General features: G+C 59.3%; 19 protein-coding genes and 3 pseudogenes. 12 read left to right on the forward strand and 10 right to left on the reverse strand.

The genetic code is table 11. The features are described 5' to 3' along the window. The 4 genes from BLR31_RS06400 (at position 1) to BLR31_RS06415 (ending at position 3,645) form a co-directional block, all read left to right on the forward strand. On the forward strand, positions 1–354 hold the full coding sequence (locus BLR31_RS06400; protein WP_090593548.1) for a cupin domain-containing protein: 354 nt from the start codon (positions 1–3) through the stop codon (positions 352–354). Positions 355–451: 97 nt separating this feature from the next. Next, complete coding sequence (locus BLR31_RS06405) at positions 452–1,873, forward strand: circularly permuted type 2 ATP-grasp protein (protein WP_090593550.1); 1,422 nt, start codon at positions 452–454, stop codon at positions 1,871–1,873. Next, positions 1,870–2,817: an alpha-E domain-containing protein gene (locus BLR31_RS06410; RefSeq protein WP_244504959.1), complete on the forward strand. Its 948-nt coding sequence runs from the start codon at positions 1,870–1,872 to the stop codon at positions 2,815–2,817. Before BLR31_RS06405 ends, BLR31_RS06410 begins: the two co-directional genes overlap by 4 nt. Before the next feature lie 12 nt (positions 2,818–2,829). Further along, a complete protein-coding gene (locus BLR31_RS06415) occupies positions 2,830–3,645 on the forward strand; it encodes a transglutaminase family protein (protein ID WP_090593553.1) in 816 nt (271 codons plus the stop codon). Here the strand turns inward: BLR31_RS06415 and BLR31_RS21345 are convergent. Beyond that, positions 3,634–4,611, reverse strand: coding sequence for an AEC family transporter (locus tag BLR31_RS21345; protein ID WP_176762546.1), 978 nt, complete (start codon positions 4,609–4,611; stop codon positions 3,634–3,636). The two genes, BLR31_RS06415 and BLR31_RS21345, sit on opposite strands and share 12 nt — an antisense overlap. A 74-nt stretch (positions 4,612–4,685) precedes the next feature. Here BLR31_RS21345 and glpK point away from each other — a divergent pair, with 74 nt between their 5' ends. Further along, positions 4,686–6,194 carry a glycerol kinase GlpK gene (gene glpK, locus BLR31_RS06430; protein WP_090593559.1) on the forward strand — a complete coding sequence of 503 codons (1,509 nt, stop codon included), beginning with the start codon at positions 4,686–4,688 and terminating at the stop codon, positions 6,192–6,194. Here glpK and BLR31_RS06435 read toward each other — a convergent pair. Next, positions 6,179–6,967: an aminoglycoside phosphotransferase family protein gene (locus tag BLR31_RS06435; RefSeq protein WP_176762547.1), complete on the reverse strand. Its 789-nt coding sequence runs from the start codon at positions 6,965–6,967 to the stop codon at positions 6,179–6,181. The genes glpK and BLR31_RS06435 overlap by 16 nt on opposite strands. A 224-nt stretch (positions 6,968–7,191) precedes the next feature. Then, entirely contained in the window at positions 7,192–7,425 is a 234-nt protein-coding gene (locus BLR31_RS06440) for a hypothetical protein (protein ID WP_090593565.1), read from the reverse strand. Between the two features lie 222 nt (positions 7,426–7,647). On the opposite strand from BLR31_RS06440, the gene BLR31_RS06445 reads away from it, so the two are divergent. Continuing rightward, positions 7,648–8,025, forward strand: coding sequence for a response regulator (locus BLR31_RS06445; RefSeq protein ID WP_176762548.1), 378 nt, complete (start codon positions 7,648–7,650; stop codon positions 8,023–8,025). A gap of 8 nt (positions 8,026–8,033) precedes the next feature. Here BLR31_RS06445 and BLR31_RS06450 read toward each other — a convergent pair whose 3' ends face one another. The 5 genes from BLR31_RS06450 to BLR31_RS06470 all read right to left on the reverse strand — a co-directional run bounded on the left by BLR31_RS06450 (position 8,034) and on the right by BLR31_RS06470 (position 12,819). Further along, positions 8,034–8,219 (reverse strand): DUF3008 family protein, encoded by a 186-nt coding sequence (locus BLR31_RS06450; protein WP_090593570.1) that lies wholly within the window; start codon positions 8,217–8,219, stop codon positions 8,034–8,036. Between the two features lie 55 nt (positions 8,220–8,274). Next, positions 8,275–8,769 (reverse strand): MgtC/SapB family protein, encoded by a 495-nt coding sequence (locus tag BLR31_RS06455; RefSeq protein WP_090593765.1) that lies wholly within the window; start codon positions 8,767–8,769, stop codon positions 8,275–8,277. A gap of 62 nt (positions 8,770–8,831) precedes the next feature. Next, entirely contained in the window at positions 8,832–10,619 is a 1,788-nt protein-coding gene (locus tag BLR31_RS06460; protein ID WP_090593573.1) for a sodium:proton antiporter, read from the reverse strand. Between the two features lie 71 nt (positions 10,620–10,690). Then, on the reverse strand, positions 10,691–11,467 hold the full coding sequence (locus BLR31_RS06465) for a hypothetical protein (RefSeq protein WP_090593576.1): 777 nt from the start codon (positions 11,465–11,467) through the stop codon (positions 10,691–10,693). Between the two features lie 2 nt (positions 11,468–11,469). Further along, entirely contained in the window at positions 11,470–12,819 is a 1,350-nt protein-coding gene (locus BLR31_RS06470) for a hypothetical protein (protein WP_143009327.1), read from the reverse strand. 382 nt (positions 12,820–13,201) lie between these two features. Between BLR31_RS06470 and BLR31_RS06475 the strand changes: the two genes are divergently transcribed. Next, on the forward strand, positions 13,202–13,756 hold the full coding sequence (locus tag BLR31_RS06475; RefSeq protein ID WP_143009328.1) for a hypothetical protein: 555 nt from the start codon (positions 13,202–13,204) through the stop codon (positions 13,754–13,756). 136 nt (positions 13,757–13,892) lie between these two features. Here the strand turns inward: BLR31_RS06475 and BLR31_RS06480 are convergent, their stop codons facing one another. Then, complete coding sequence (locus BLR31_RS06480; RefSeq protein WP_090593585.1) at positions 13,893–14,105, reverse strand: hypothetical protein; 213 nt, start codon at positions 14,103–14,105, stop codon at positions 13,893–13,895. Positions 14,106–14,387: 282 nt separating this feature from the next. Further along, positions 14,388–14,618, reverse strand: coding sequence for a hypothetical protein (locus tag BLR31_RS06485; protein ID WP_143009329.1), 231 nt, complete (start codon positions 14,616–14,618; stop codon positions 14,388–14,390). 119 nt (positions 14,619–14,737) lie between these two features. Here BLR31_RS06485 and BLR31_RS06490 point away from each other — a divergent pair, with 119 nt between their 5' ends. From BLR31_RS06490 to BLR31_RS06505, 5 genes and pseudogenes are all read left to right on the forward strand, one after another. Further along, complete coding sequence (locus BLR31_RS06490; RefSeq protein WP_090593590.1) at positions 14,738–14,944, forward strand: helix-turn-helix domain-containing protein; 207 nt, start codon at positions 14,738–14,740, stop codon at positions 14,942–14,944. A gap of 12 nt (positions 14,945–14,956) precedes the next feature. Continuing rightward, the gene (locus tag BLR31_RS06495) at positions 14,957–15,220 is read left to right on the forward strand and encodes a hypothetical protein (protein ID WP_090593591.1); all 264 of its coding nucleotides are present in this window, start codon (positions 14,957–14,959) and stop codon (positions 15,218–15,220) included. 156 nt (positions 15,221–15,376) lie between these two features. Further along, a pseudogene (locus BLR31_RS21995) lies at positions 15,377–15,547 on the forward strand (YegP family protein); the annotation flags it as partial. A gap of 54 nt (positions 15,548–15,601) precedes the next feature. Next, a pseudogene (locus BLR31_RS22000) lies at positions 15,602–15,736 on the forward strand (YegP family protein); the annotation flags it as partial. Between the two features lie 230 nt (positions 15,737–15,966). Then, positions 15,967–16,185, forward strand: a pseudogene (locus BLR31_RS06505) (IS21 family transposase); the annotation flags it as partial.

The raw sequence follows: 16,185 nt of genomic DNA on the forward strand, positions 1-16,185 counted from the left end.
ATGCCCCATCATTTCCTGCCCGCCGCCGATCGGCCGACCGACGCGCCGCGCACCATCAAGTTCGAAGGCGGCCCCTATGGCACGGCCATATCTTTCTTTGCGGTGATTTCGCCGCCGGGCAAACGGGTGGGGCTGCATGTGCATCCCTACACCGAGACGTGGATCGTGCAGGAAGGCATGGTGCGCTTCCACGCGGGCCCGGAAACCGTAGAGGCTGGCGTTGGCGACATCATGGTCGTGCCGCCCGAGACACCACATGGGTTCGAAGTGATGGGCGATCGCGACCTCAAGATGATGTGCATTCACGACGCGGGAGAAATGACCCAAACCTTCCTCGATCCCGCCGACGCATGAGCGATCGGAAAAGGGGCGCTGGACGGGGCAAAATAAATATGCACCAATGGGATACGCGGCGGGAAGGTCGCATCGAGTAGTCGCACGAAGAAGGCGTATGAGCGAAAAAAAGTATTTTGACGAAATGCTCAATGCTGACGGTTCGGTTCGCGAACCTTACCGCATATTGGGTGAATGGCTTGAGGGCCAGCCCAAGCAGGCGCTCAAACAGCTGTCGCAAGATGCCGAGACGATCTTTCGCCGCCTGGGCATTACCTTCGCCGTCTATGGCTCGAACGAATCCACCGAGCGCCTGATCCCGTTCGATGTGATCCCGCGCGTCATTTCTGCCCATGAATGGCGGCGGCTGGAAAAAGGGATCGAGCAGCGCGTCAAGGCGCTCAACATGTTCCTGTGGGACCTCTATCACAACCAGGACATCATCCGCGCCGGGCGTATCCCCGAAAAGCTCATCATCCAGAACGAAGCGTTCTGTCCGCAGATGATGGGGCTAAACCCGCCAAAGGGTATCTATTCCCACATCATCGGTGTCGATATCGTGAGGACCGGGCCCGACGATTTCTACGTGCTCGAAGACAATCTGCGCACGCCGTCCGGGGTCTCCTACATGCTGGAAGACCGCGAAGCGATGATGCATCTGGTGCCCGACCTGTTCCACAAGCTCAAGGTCGCGTCGGTCGAGACCTACCCCGAGAACCTGCGGCGCACGATGCAGGAAATGGCGCCTGAATCTTGTACCGGCCACCCCAACCTCGTGGTCCTGACGCCGGGCATTTATAATTCAGCCTATTTCGAGCACTCGTTTCTTGCCGACCAGATGGGCGCTTCGCTCTGCGAGGGGCAGGATCTGTTTGTCGAAAACGGCAAGGTCTATATGCGGACGACACTCGGGCCGCAGCGTGTGGACGTCATCTATCGCCGGATCGATGACGACTATATCGACCCCCTGACGTTCAAGCCCGATTCCATGCTCGGTGTGCCGGGGCTGTTCGATGCATATCGCGCTGGCAACGTCACGTTGATCAACGCGCCCGGCACCGGGATCGCCGATGACAAGGCGGTCTATACCTATGTGCCGGAAATCATCGAATTCTATCTGGGCGAAAAGCCGATCCTGAAGAACGTGCCGACCTACAATTGCACGAGCGATTCCGAACGCGCCTATGTGCTCGACAATCTCGAGCATCTGGTGGTGAAGGAAGTGCATGGTTCGGGCGGCTACGGCATGCTGGTGGGACCGACCTCAACCAAAAAGCAGCGCGCCGAGTTCGCCGAAAAGATCAAGGCACGGCCCGACAATTACATCGTGCAGCCGACGCTGGCGCTGTCAACATGCCCCACCTTCACCGGCAAGGGCATCAGCGGGCGCCATGTCGATCTGCGGCCTTACGTTCTGGTCGGCGACAAGATCCGCATCACGCCCGGCGGCTTGACCCGCGTGGCCCTCAAGCAAGGGTCGCTCGTGGTCAACTCCTCGCAAGGCGGAGGGACCAAGGATACCTGGGTGCTCGAAGAATGATGCTCGGACACTCGGCTGCAAATCTCTTTTGGATGTCGCGCTATGTCGAGCGCGCCGAGAACATGGCCCGGTTGCTCGAAGTGGGCTACCGCATGAGCCTCACCGAACGCAGCGAAGACGGGACCAGCGAACATCTTGTGTCCATGCTGCAGGCGGCGGAGGCCGAAGACACCTTCTTTGCCAAGCACGAAACCGTCGATGTGCCGAGTGTCGCGCACTTCATGCTGTTCGACACCGACAATCCGTCATCAGTCAAATCGTGCCTTTTCAACTCGCGCACCAATGCCAAATCAGTGCGCACCGAGATCACCACAGACATGTGGGAAAGCCTCAACGGCACGTGGCTCGAGTTTTCGCAAATCCAGCCGCGATCGGTTCTTGGCAACAAGCTTCCCAGCTTCTTGCAATGGGTCAAACAGAGTTCGAACCAGTTCCGTGGCGCCCTACTCGGAACGCTGATGCGGACCGATGGGTTCGCGTTTGCGCAAGCCGGCGGGTTCATCGAGAGGGCCGACAACACGGCGCGTATTCTCGACGTCAAATATTACGTACTGCTGCCCCGTTCATCGATGGTGGGCGGCGATGTGGACATCCAGCAGTGGACGATGATCCTACGGGCCGCCTCGGCGCATCGGGCCTATCGGCATATCTATCATGATCGCTACAAGGCCCATAACATCGCCGATTTCCTGATCTTCAGAAAGGAAATGCCCCGATCTCTCGCCTTCTGCGCAACGTCGGTGACCGCGATGATGGGGATGCTCGAGCAGATTTATGGCGAGCCGTCGTCGTGCCATGACGAGGCGATCAAGATGGCGCAGTTCCTCACTGCAGGAAACATGGACAAGGTGTTCGATGAGGGCCTGCACGAATATCTCACGAATTTCATGAGCGCCAACAACCAGCTCTCGAATGCCATTTCGGATGCCTATAATTTCTACTGAGGAGCGGACGCAATGCGCATAGCCATACGCCACGAGTTCCGCTTTGCCTGTGATGAGAACACTGCGCATGCGGTCCAGCATGTCCTCATGACGCCGATCGATACGCCCAATCAGAAGGTGGTTGAATGGACCATCAAGATGCCGGGCATCGAGCACGCCGCGCGGTTTACCGATGCCTTCGGCAACAAGGCCCTGTTGGTGAGCCAGACGCGACCTGAAGAGGACCTGTTCATCTCCGTCACCGGCGTTGTCGAAACCAGTGATACCCATGGCGTTGTCGGTCGCATTGCCGGGGACAGCAATTTTGCGCTCTTCAAACGCTTTACGCCGCAAACGCGTCCCAATGGGACGCTGGTCAATCGGCTCAAGGCGCAGGCGAAGGCCGGCGCGAGCAGTGTCGATCTTTTGCACTGGTTGATGAACCGCTTGCACGAAGCGCGTGACGGCTCGCAAGACGATGGCGAAGACACGCCAGAAATCGTTGCCGAAGATCACGCGCATGTTTTTGTGGCTGCGGCGCGGGGGATCGATATTCCGGCGCGGTTCGTCACTGGATATGTTCTCGATGGCGATACCGGCCCTGCCCGTCTGCATGCCTGGGCTGAAGCCTGGGACGAAAAGCTCGGCTGGATCGGGTTCGATCCTTCGGCCAATCTTTGCCCGACCGAAGCCTATGTGCGCATCGCCGTGGGTCTAGATGCGGACACCACGCAGCCCGTGCGGCTGGTCCCAAACCTGCCCCGCGAGGCCGACGACGTCATCCGCGTGACACAGGCCATGATGAGCCAGCAGCAGCAGGCGGGCAGCCAGAGCCAATCAGGCGCCTAGGATCAGCAGCCACCCGGTTATCGTAAAGAGCGACAGCACGGTCGAAAGCAGGATCGTGTTGGCCGCGACGTCCATGGCGCGATTGTAGAAGGTCGCAAAGATATAGACGTTGATGCCCGCCGGCATGGCGGCCAGCAGCACGCCATAGCGGGCGATGTGGGGATCGACCCCGAGGATCGGCACCATTACGACCCAGGCAATCGCCGGATGGACGATGAGCTGCAGGCCACTGGTCATCAGCGCCGCCACCCATGTATCGCCCAATCGGTACTCGTTGAGCGCACCGCCCAGACCAAACAGCGCCACGGGCATAACCGTACTGGCCAAGAGCAGTGTCACTTCATCAGGCAAGCCAGAGAGTTGCAGACCGAAAAGATTGCCGACCAGCCCGAGTGCGATGCCGATCAGGATCGGGTTGGCGAGCGATTTGCGCAGGCCCTGCCATAAGGCCCCCGAGACCTTTCCACCATCCCGCCGCGCCAGTTCCATGACGAACATGCCCAATGTCATCAGGATCGGCGCGTGCAGGCCGATGATCGAATAAACGATCGGCATCGCTTCGTCGCCATAGGCGCGCTGCATGATCGGGATGCCCACGAGCACGGTGTTGGTAAACATGGCCGAAAAGCCGATCGACACCGATTCACCGGGCCGCCGCTTGAAAAGGTGATGTGCGGTGAGCGCGCCGATGGTCAGCACGGCCACGGCGCCGATATAGAACGGGCCAATGATCGTGATGTTGAACGCGGTGGAAAAATCCACATCGAGCATGGCACGAAACAACAGGCACGGCGTCGCGAAATTGTTGACGTAGGCGATGAGCCCCCGGACGCCCTCCTGCGGATAGAACCGCACGCGCACGGCGAGATAACCCAGCCCGATCAAGATAAAGACCGGGGCAATGACGTTGAGAACCGAAAGCATGAAGGATGGGAAGCCGATGCGAGAGGGAAACTCAAAAGACACCCTCACACCGCGAACGTCAATCTTTACCGGCAGATAGGTTTCGGGCAGGGTCTTGAGAACAACAGGAGGAACCCATGGCTGACCATATCCTTGCCATCGATCAGGGCACGACATCGAGCCGTGCGCTGGTCTTTGATTCAAGCCAGAAAATGGTCGGCGAGGGCCAGAAGGAGTTTGCCCAGCACTTTCCCAACAGTGGGTGGGTGGAGCACGAGCCCGAGGACATCTGGACTTCGGTGACATGGTCGATCAAACGGGCGCTCGACAAGGCAAAGCTCCAGCCGCGCGATATCGCCGCCATCGGGATCACCAACCAGCGCGAAACGACGCTGATCTGGGATCGCAAGACGGGCAAACCCATTCATCGCGCCATCGTCTGGCAGGACCGGCGCACCAGCGCCATCTGCGAGGCGCTGAAGGGCGACGGGCATGAGGAGATGGTCACCGAAAGGACCGGGCTGCTGCTCGATCCGTATTTTTCCGGCACCAAGGTCAATTGGCTGCTCGATCATGTCGATGGCGCGCGCGAGAAGGCCGAGACGGGAGATTTGGCGTTCGGGACCGTCGACAGCTATCTCGTTTGGCGACTGACCGGTGGAAAGCGCCATGTCACCGACGCGACAAATGCCAGCCGAACGCTGTTGTTCAACATCGAAGCCAATGCGTGGGATGACGAGTTGCTCGCCCTGTTCGGCGTGCCGCGCGCCATGTTGCCCGAGGTGCTCGATTGTGATGGCGATTTCGGCACGACCGACGAAAGCGTTTTTGGCGCCGCGGTGCCCATCAGGGGCGTGGCCGGCGATCAGCACGCTGCGGTGATCGGTCAGGCGTGTTTTGCGCCGGGCATGATCAAATCGACCTATGGTACCGGCTGCTTTGCGGTGCTCAATACCGGCGAAACGCCGGTGCGCTCGAAGAATCGCCTGCTCACGACGATTGCCTATCGCCTCGGTGGCCAGACGACTTACGCGCTCGAAGGCTCGATCTTTGTTGCCGGGGCCGCCGTACAATGGCTGCGCGACGGGCTCAAAATCATCGGCAAAGCGTCAGATTCCGGCCGCTTGGCGCTGGGCGCGGATGCCAACCAGAACGTCTATCTTGTGCCGGCCTTCGTGGGCCTTGGCGCGCCATATTGGGATGCCGATGCGCGTGGTGCCATTTTCGGGCTAACGCGGAATACGGGACCGGAAGAATTCGCACGCGCAGCGTTGGAATCGGTCTGTTACCAGACAGCCGATCTGCTCGACGCGATGAAGAAGGATTGGACCGAATCGGATACCGACACGGTCTTGCGTGTCGATGGCGGGATGGTCGCCTCGGACTACACAATGCAGTTCCTGGCCGACATTCTCAACGCGCCCGTCGACCGGCCTGAAATGCTGGAAACGACTGTGCTCGGCGCTGCATGGCTTGCGGGTCAGGCGATCGGGTTGTGGCCCGATCAGGAGGGCTTTGCCAAGGGCTGGGCGCGCGAACGTCAGTTCGTGCCCGAAATGGACAGCGCGACACGAGAAGCCAAGCTGGCCGGCTGGCGAGATGCGGTCAGCCGGACGCTCTCCCGCCCCGATCAGGCGAGATCGTAAACCGCCAGAAGGTTCGGCAAAACCGCCAGATGCCAGTTGATAGAGCCGCCAACGGCCAGTTCACGGCATGCGGAATTTGCAGCGTAGATGGCCGCAAAGGCGAGAATGCGCTTGCGCTTGTGCCCGAGTTTCTGCGCGAACGTCTCGGCCATTGCGTTGATGCGCACCGGATCTGCGGCGAGTTTCACATTGCCCCAAGGGTGCAGGAAGCTTGCCGCCAGATCGTAGGCCGGATCGCCAATCAGCCCAAGCGGGCTGCGCGCGATCCATCCGCGCTCGGCCAACACGACGCGGTCGTGGTGCACGTCGCCATGAAGGGGGATTTCAGCTGAGGGCTTATCGAGCGCCGCGTAGGCAATGCCGACCGAACGGGCATAGAGATCGCGCGCCGTGTCAGGCCACACCCGCACGTCTGCGGCAAAGAAATCGGCGAGATAGTCGCGAAGCGGCAGCAGATTGTCGGGGACATCGGGCCGGCTGACGTGCAGCATGCCGACGAGATTGGCAATTGCGCTCGTCGCCTGGACATCTTTGCCGTCCTGGGCGGGTGAGGCGAGCGTGCGACCATCAGCCCATTCGGTCAGGACGCAATTGTCGGCAGTGCCGAAATGGCGGATCGCGCCATCTCCCCGGTACCATTCGAGCAGGTCGCCCTCGCGAACCGCGTCGCGGCCGTGCTTGTATATACGCAAGGCAGCAGGCGTGTTGTCATCGCGCTGGACCTTATAGGTCCACGCCTCTGTGGTTTCGGCGACCGGAGAGAGCTTTGACAAACTCCAACGGATAGAGGCCTTGTTGAGGACGGTGTCGTGCGGTGCGGTGCCGATCGGAGCCCCCTGTAACAGGATTTGCAGCAGACGAATTGGGACAGAATCACTTGCCTGTCACTATACGTCCTTTCTAGCAAATTTCGGGCGGACCGTCTGGTTCCCTTCGGATTGAGCCCGAGTGGATCACGCGTTGTGGATCGCGCTGGCCTGGCACCGCCAAAGCACGCTCAGGGATCGAGCCATGGCATCAGGCGCGTTCGCGGGCCGCGGGCGGAATTCGGCATGGACGCCGAACGCGGGTGCAGCGGCACCGGCGCTTCCACGATGTCCTGAAGCTCGTCTATGCGAAAGAGCGCCAACTCGAACAGATGGTCGAGCTGGGCATCGAACCACACTTCGTTGGCCAGAATCGCACGCGCCTGCTCGATCTGGTCTTTGGCCAGAATGTAGGCTGATGGCATGTCGGGTCTCCGTTGTTCGCGCCCACTGGGTACCCCTCCACAGTGAGTCGAACCATTACCCACCTACATCTTGCACACAGAGGTGCTCATCGATGGTGAAGAGCATCAGAAGCGTTTGGAGATAATTTTCCGAAAATTCGAGGCAAACGGCATTAACGCCCGAGCAACTCAAGCTTGCGACAATGGAGCCGATTGTTGATCCAACCCTGAGTGGAGATGGATGTGTCCGCGGGAATGCTCGCCGGCAAGCGCGTATTGGTCGTCGAAGACGAAGTCATGATCGCCTATGACGTGGCGGCCTCACTGACTGAGGCTGGTGCATTGGTCGTCGGCCCCTGCACCACTGTGGAACAGGCCTACACCGTCGCCCAGACAGAAGAGATCGACGTGGCACTGCTCGACGTCGACGTGGCGGGTCGTGAGGTGTTCCCCGTCGCCGAAGTGCTGGATCGACGGCGCATCGCCTTCATGTTTTATACCGGCCGGCCGCAGCGCGAGCGCTTGACCGCCGATTTTGCCCACGCGCCCGTCTGCACAAAGCCGGTCAGGCTCGAAACGCTCGTGGAAGCACTGGCGGTCCTCGCACGTGTTCCGGCTTGATCGGCAGTTCAGGACTTTTTCTTCTCGGGCAAATCCTTGCGCCTGGTGGACGCCAGATCATCGAGTTCCTTTTCAGTCATCGATTCGACCATCTGCCGGGATGCCCCCTTGAGGTCTTTCTTGAGCGTCTCGCCGCGCTTGGCAGACAGTGCCGCACCGGCGGCCTTTTGCTGAGCTTTCGATTGGGCGGGCATAGTCACCTCCTACTCGGATATGACTTTAAAACGGCGCCTCCGCTTGCCGGTTCCCCTACTCGGGCTCGCGTTTCAAAAAGCGCTTTTCGAAAAGGCCGAGCAACGTCGTGATGACGATGACGAGCACGGTCGCCAGCACTGCGATGGAAAAGAACCCTGCGCCGGCAGCAACGCCTATGGCGCCAGCTGTCCACATGCCTGCGCCGGTCGTCAGGCCCTTCACGTCGCCTGCCCCGGAGCGGATAATGGCTCCAGCGGCAAGAAAGGCGACGCCTGCGGTCACGGCCTCAATCACGCGAAGCGGGTCCAGTCGAGCAATCGCACTTGCGTCCAGTTCGACCATCTCGTGATAAATCTCGAAGGTCATCACCGTAAACACCGCTGCCGCCAAAGAGGTCAGCATATGGGTGCGCAATCCGGCGGGCCGGTTCTTGAACTCTCGCTCCAATCCGATGATCGCGCCCAGAAGGGCTGCGACGCCCATGCGAGCCGAAAGGATCAGGATCGATTCGTGTGTGGGGTTACCCCCCATGGCAATCAATTGGTCCATCATCGCGCCCCATGCAGATCACGACACATGAACGCCAAAGTGAAACGCCGGTTCCCGGGGTTTTAGAACGGCCAGATCATCGGGATCATGACCATGGAGACAATGAACACGACGACGTTCATCACGGCCCCGATCTTGACGAAATCGAAGAATTTGTAGCCGCCCGCGCTATAGACCAGTGTATTGGTCTGATAGCCGATCGGGGTCAGAAAACTGGCGCTGGCCGCAAACATCACGGCCACCACGAAGGGCCGCGGATCGACCCCAAGGCTCGTTGCCAGACCGATGGCGACAGGGGTGACAATCACCGCAACGGCATTGTTGGTGACCACCTCGGTCAGGGCAGACGACAGGATATAAACGACTCCTAGTGCAAAGAGCGGAGACAGTAGCGCCAGATGCGGCGCAATTGCGCCGACGATCGTTTCCACGAGACCGACATTTTCCATGCCGACACCGATGGCCAGCATGGCGACGATCAAACCCAAGATCCGCCAATCGACAGCCTGAACCGCCTCGTCCACTTCGACGCAACGCGCGACAAGCACTGTCGCCGCTCCGATAACGGCAAGACCGGCAATCTCCATGAGCCCCATGGCGGCGCCGAAAACGACGGCGATCAGCACCGCAATAGCGATGGGCGCACGACCGCGCCGGAAGCCGCGTTCGGATGGCTGGCTGACATTGAGGAGGTCATAGTCCTCGACAAGGCGCTGCATGTCCTCGGACGCGCCCTCCATCAGCAGCGTATCGCCCACTTCGAGCGGAGCGGTTTCAAGCCGGTCGGCGAGGTTGGTGCCGCGGCGGTGAAGGGCGATCGGGTAGACACCGTATCGGCGGCGTAGACGCAGATGGCGCAGCGTCTTGCCCAATATGCCCGCTGTCGGGGTTATGAGCACTTCGACCACGGACGAGGAGCGAGCACCGAGTGCCTGCATGTGATCGCTTTCGGGCACGTTGAGATCGCCCTCTTCCTTCATGGACAGCAATTCGGCGACCGATGTCCGCAAGACGACAACATCGCCGGGCTGCAACACAACGTCGTTCAGGTGCCGGCGCAGCGAAAAGGTGGCACGCAGAACGTCGATCAACTGGCGATCGGCGCGGTTGAAGGCTGCGACGTCGCGCGCCTGCTTGCCGACATGGGGAGAATTGTCCTCGATCACCGCTTCGAGCACGAATTTCTTGCTCTGTTCAGGCGACATCAGGGAAGAGACCGTCGTTCGATCGGGCAGCAGGCCGCGGCAGAGCACCATGACGATGATCCCTGCCACCGCCACCACCAGGCCAAGCGGCGCGATTTCGAAGATATGGAATGGCGCCATGCCAGCCCTCTGGGCGACGCTGTCGACCAGGATATTGGTCGAGGTGCCGATCAGCGTCATCGTCCCACCCAGGATGGCGGCAAACGAAACGGGGATCAGAAGCTTTGAGGCCGAGACCTCCATTTCCCTTGCCATGGCAACGGCGACCGGGATCATCAGCATGACGAGCGGCGTGTTGTTCATAAACGCCGACATCACCGCAATGGCGATCAAAAACAGCAGGAATGTGCGGAAGGGATGAAGCTTTGCGCCTGCGGTCACCCAGCGCGCGAACGCTTCAAGCGCGCCGGTGCGCACCAGTGACGCCGAAATGACGAACATCGCCGCAATTGTTATGGGGGCGCTGTTGGACATGACGCCCAAGACATCGTCGACCGAGACGATCTTGAGCAGAAGCAGGACCGAAACCGCAACGGCTGCGCTCACTTCCGGCGATCGCCATTCTCGCGCAAAGGCCACAAACAGGATGGCGATGACCGCCGTTACGATCAGCGCGCCATAAGGCTCGACCAGGCTTGCGATCAAATTCGCCCTCCGCGACGTCCCGCGTCCCTCGAGCCGAACACTTGCCGGGACGACGGACAAAACCCTACCACTTAGGTAGTGATATCTTCTCTCAAGACGTCGCGCAACAGTGTTGGCGCGCCCGCTCGATGCCGGGCGGCGATGCGGGCTGCCGAGGCGAGCGGGTCGGGTTCGGGTCCGTGATTGCGCAGTTGCGGTACGATATCGCCAAATATCCGAAGGCGGACGATATCGGTCGGCAGGGCAAGCCGCAGGGTAATCGAGCGGCTATTGCTCGAGACGATGTCGACCCGGGGCGTCCCGCCTACCGGGCGCACCAGAATGGATCGCGGTTCGAGAGCCTGCAGAAACCGGATGACCATCGTATTGCCGTCCGGCATTTCCACGCTCTCGACGTTTTGCGACACGCTGACCCGCGACGCCACGTGAAAGGAGACGAAGGTATGCGCACTGCCGTAATAGCGCGCCACGATGCGCTCGATCTGCTCACCGTCAAGGCTATGGGCATGTTGCAACAGTGACTGCAACGCAGCCTCTGCCGCCTCGGCCCGCTCCACCGCCATGCAATAGCCCGCCAAGGCGAGATTGATGACGAACACTGCAGCCGCAAGGATCGCCAGAGCGCCGGCGCAAAGCCCCATCGCCGCCAGCGGGTTGACGCCAAGGCGCTCCGAAAACAGCACCGCCAGGAGCGCCAAGACACCAAAACCGCCCAGGGCCAGCAACGGACCGCGTGGCCAGCCCAACTGCTCCATGGTATCGCGCCCGGCCCGCGCAATCGTCGCACCAATGGTCGGTGCGCGCGATCTGGCGCCGATGGCCGGTTGGTCTTGGAAAAATGGGTCCACTGCTAACTCAGATACCGTGAGGCGCGGTTTTGGGGCAGGATGGACAGAACCGGGTGGAGCGGACTCGGCGGTCGCGGCTCGAGAGTTGCCGGATGAATCGCCGCGCCGTCGACATAGGTGATGCCGGATTCGGCGGCCGCCAGCGCCAGCCCTATAGAATTGGCGCCATGCGCGATCGTATTGAGTTCGGCGCCCATCGCGGCGTGATGCAGATCGGCCAGGAGCGGTCGCAACGCGGGGTCAGTGCTTTTGTAGCCTGAGAGATCGACCGATAGCGCCCAGATGCGGGGATCGGCAAATTCGGCCAGCCGTGAGTGCCGCAGATCGACAGCCAGCGCCAGCCATCGCACCCAGGGCAGGACGTGTGCAATTTTTTCGATCGCCATGGCAGGATCCTCGCCCGAAGGCAGATCGCGAATTTCGATGGCGAAAAGAGATTTGTGATCCGGTCGCATGGTTTCGAGCAGTCGCTGATAGGCGGGCGCCGATTTTGGATTGGTGATCGTGCTGAACCGCACCGGAATAAGCAGTGGCGCCGCCCGCCCGAGCTTGAGCAGCATATAGAGCGCGCGGATCGAACGGCTTAGGGTAATGAAATCCACTTCGGCCGTGAGCCTCTGGCTTTCGGCCAGCGGATATTCGGAATGGAAGAGCCGTCGCGACCGACTTTTCCACACGTCGAGCGCGCAGTGGTTGAAGGCCACCACCTGTTTTGACGCATGCCATGCCGGGGAAAACAAGAGCTTGGACCGACGCAGCATTGGCGAGCGAAAGCGGCTCATCCCCCGCTCATGCTCTCTGCGCAACTCGAGGAGATTGTGCACCAATTGTTCAACGAGCGATCCTTGGCCGCGCGCGCTGAGCCATTGGGGCTCGAGTTCGGCAACAAAGGGCTCGGGGCTGATCTCTTGCGCAATCGAGGGAAACGCTGCGCGCAGCGTATCCTTGATCGCAGCAGCGATTTGCGCGGCGCGCCGCTCAGCCTCGATCTTGTCGATGCCGACAAAGCAGATCAGGAACGATTCGGTCCCATAGGCACGATAGAAATCGTCCCCGCCCAGCCGGCGATCGATCTCGACCTGTGCCAATTCCCCGACGCGGGACGACGCTTCCGCCCAGGTGGGGCCGAGAGCACGGCGCACATCATCGAGCCCGACGAGTTCGACCGTTCCGCCCAGCAATGACGTGTTGTCGCGCCGCGTGCGCGCAATCTGGTCGGAGATGCGATTTTCGAACTGACGTTCTCGCGCGCCCAAACCGTCCGTCAGGTCCGGAGACATCGGCGCGGGCGGCCGGGCAATCGCGGACCCGGGGATAAAGGCACCCATGGCATCGACGACATTCTCGGACATGAGGCGATCCACTTTCAATTCACTGCCGACAACGCGGCGCACGCAAGCGAAACCGGCCAAATGTCAGTCTGGCATGCGCGCAATGGATCGGGGAACCGCCACCCCCGGCTTTTTCACCGCAATCAACATCGGGCTCGCCCCGCGGCGCTAAAGCCGACTGCGCGGGACATCCTGTTGATTAAACTGGGCATTCCGCACTGCTTTGCATCCAGCGCCCGTTCTTGCATTGCACTCGACTAAACCCTACGGAGCGATGGTAACATTTTATGAACCATGGTGAGCCGGACACGGGCCGAATCGTATCGCGCGTCTTGTAGGGTTCGAAACCTCACCATTTTTTGCCGCACCACAGCGCGCGCGATAGCACAAAGCCATAGTGATCATGACGTCCAATATCCGCCAAGCCTTCGACCTTGTCGGCGAAGACTACCCTACCCCCAGCGCCACGCCGGCCCGCGTGAGCTTCAGTCTCGAAAAGAACGGAATAGCGGTGCGCGCCAGCGTGACGCCGGACTATTTCGACACCCACGTCCTTCCGGTGATGACGCGGCTGCTCAAGGAAATCGACACGCCCGCGCCGAAGGCACAACCCGAGCCCGAGGCTGCACCGCCCAAATTCAGGAAGCCGGCAACGGCGTCAGTGCGGCAGGTCGTCGACATCCTCTCGGCCCAATCGGGCCCCGAACTGCTTAAAGCCGCCGCGGTCAGCCTGGCGGTGATCCAGAACCTTCCCGTATTCACGCGCGAGCACTTGTTCGAAGAGGCCGAAAAGGCGGTGGGCCACTGGCGCAAATCGCATTCCAATTCGGCAGACGAGATTTTGAAATATCTTCTGACCAGCGGCACGCTCGTCGAGCGCGGTGATGGCCAACTCTGCCTCAATCACGCCGAGGAAAAGGCCGCAATATTGGCGCTGCGCGCCGCGCATCTGGCCTAGAGATATATGGTGAGAAGTGGTGCCCAGGGACGGAATTGAACCGCCGACACGCGGATTTTCAATTTTCCTTATAGTGTTTTAAATTACTGATTTTTTTGATTTTTGTACTGACGTGCTAGATCTCAAGGAATTTGTGCTAACGAATAAGCTTGAGACCTTTAGCTTTCAGCTGTTTTTCAAGATAGTCATACATGGGCTTGTGCCGCTCATCGACCTCCGCAATTCGACGAGCATATTCGTCGGCCAAGCTGGATTCGCTGGGAAGAGCTGAACGCTCTTGCCTGCCAAAGACCAGATTGGCGTCGTCTGCGTCATCAAAAACAAATTCAAAGCGCACAATTACCGGCATTGATACCCCTTTTTTTGACCACCAATTTAGCGCCAGGTGAAGCCAGTTGCGACTGAAGATAAACGCAATCAGAACTTGCTGGAGAACAACACGTGGGTGGGGTTGCGCGACTTACAGACGGAGCTCGAGCTGGGAGAGCTGAGCAGAGAAGCTCGACTGCAATCAAATGAAACGGTCCCGCAAGCTGCACTTGCGGGACCGTGCTCTAGCGTTGTTTTGGACTACCCAAGCCGTGCAGCGATTTAGGGGATCAACGCCAGACGCTCGATTGATGACTGCACCTCAGCCGGGCACCTTCATCGATTCAACAATCCGGTACATCAGCGCTTGCAGAATGATGTCATCAAGATCCGGATAGATTTCGTGCAAATCCTCGTATGTGCACCCATGCAGCTGATCCACAATCTCAAAAGGGTTCTGCTGGGCGACCGCTTCACATTCAAGTTCGCCAGAATAGGCGCTCGGTGAAGCCAACAGACCCACGCAAATGGCTGCACTCACTACCAACTTCATCTCAACTCCGCCGCTATTGTCTATCATAATCAACATTAGCGCCAGCCTGGTACGGTGTAAACCGAGAATGTCGACTATAGTGGATAGTCGAGTTTCGGGGTTGGCCCGAGTTTGCGAGGATGAGACTCGCAGAAATCTTTGGCAGAAATGTTCGGAAAGCCCGATTGGCAAAGGGCTGGTCTCAAGAGCAACTCGCCTTTGAATCCAACCTTCAGCGCAGCTACATCAGCGAGATCGAGACCGGTAAACGCAATCCCACGCTCGATGTGGTCGAGACCATAGCTCGGGTGTTGGAGGTTAGAGTGATAGAGCTGCTAGCGGAATAGAGGAGCATCGACGTGGAGCGCGATCCCAAAATCATTACGTCTGACCTCTCGAAAACAGTGTCGAAGGACGGCGTTACCGTCGATGTTCACATCTTTCGGTTGGAGAACGAAACTGGCTGGGCGCTCGAAGTCGTCAACGAAAACAATACCTCCACCACATGGGACGATCTGTTTCCCACCGATGAGGCAGCGTTTAAAGAGTTCACGCGTGTGGTGACCACCGAAGGCATCGAAGCGTTTGCGGACGGCTCGAACGTGGTGCCGTTTAGACGGTAGTGGCGAGAGAAGCGCAGCGCGGACTACAACGACCCCGACTGAGTTCGAAGACGCGCTCCACTCTTACATTGCAGCTTGCAGAAAATTAGCGCACACGCCAGTCTAATCGGTATTACTGTTGCTATTCCTTCAACGCAATACGAGGGGGAAACCCGTATGCACAAATTCAAGATCGTTGACCGCAAGGACGACCAGTTCGGACTGCAGTTTCTCTACAATAGCGAAGTGATGGTCTGGTCTGAAAGCTATAAGCAGAAGGCGAGCGCCAAGAACTGCATGGAGTCGATCAAGAAAAACGCGCCGGATGCTCCTGTTGCCGATCTTTCGAAAGACGAGGATGCCGAGGGATATCACTTCGAAATCGTGAAGTCGAAGAACGGCCAGTACTATGTCAGGTTTATCGCGTCCAATGGCGAGACAATGATGATTTCGGAAACGTACGCGGACAAGCGAAACGCGCTCAATTGCGTGCAATCGATCAAGAAAAACGCACCCGGCGCTCCGTTAGAAGATTAAGAGATGGTGCTTCTGCGGCGCCGGAGCAGCACGTTAACTGTTTCGGCGCCTTAAGTTTCTAATCCTTCGAGTGTCGGGTCAGGCCTTCTAGACGGGCATCTGTTAAGGTAAACACGGTGTTGATTGCCGTTGAGATCTGACCCGGTACTGAGGGATTTTTCCACTGAGATTTGACCCATGTTTGAACGCTATCCTGCTCGTTTTGGGCAGGAGATTGAGGAGTGTTGGACATGGCGTTTTTGAGCGTTATCCGGCGCTGGCATTTCCGGGACGGGTTTTCGATCCGGGAGATTTCGCGGCGCACAGGTCTGTCCCGTAATACTATTCGCAAATATCTTCGGTCCGATACGGTTGAGCCGAAGTTCAAGGTGCCCGAGCGGCCGAGCAAGATCGATCCGTTTGCCGAGAAGCTGTCAGGCTGGCTGAAGGCTGAGAGTCGCAAGCCGCGC

Source organism: Pelagibacterium luteolum (genome assembly GCF_900100665.1).
GTDB classification, from domain to species: domain Bacteria; phylum Pseudomonadota; class Alphaproteobacteria; order Rhizobiales; family Devosiaceae; genus Pelagibacterium; species Pelagibacterium luteolum.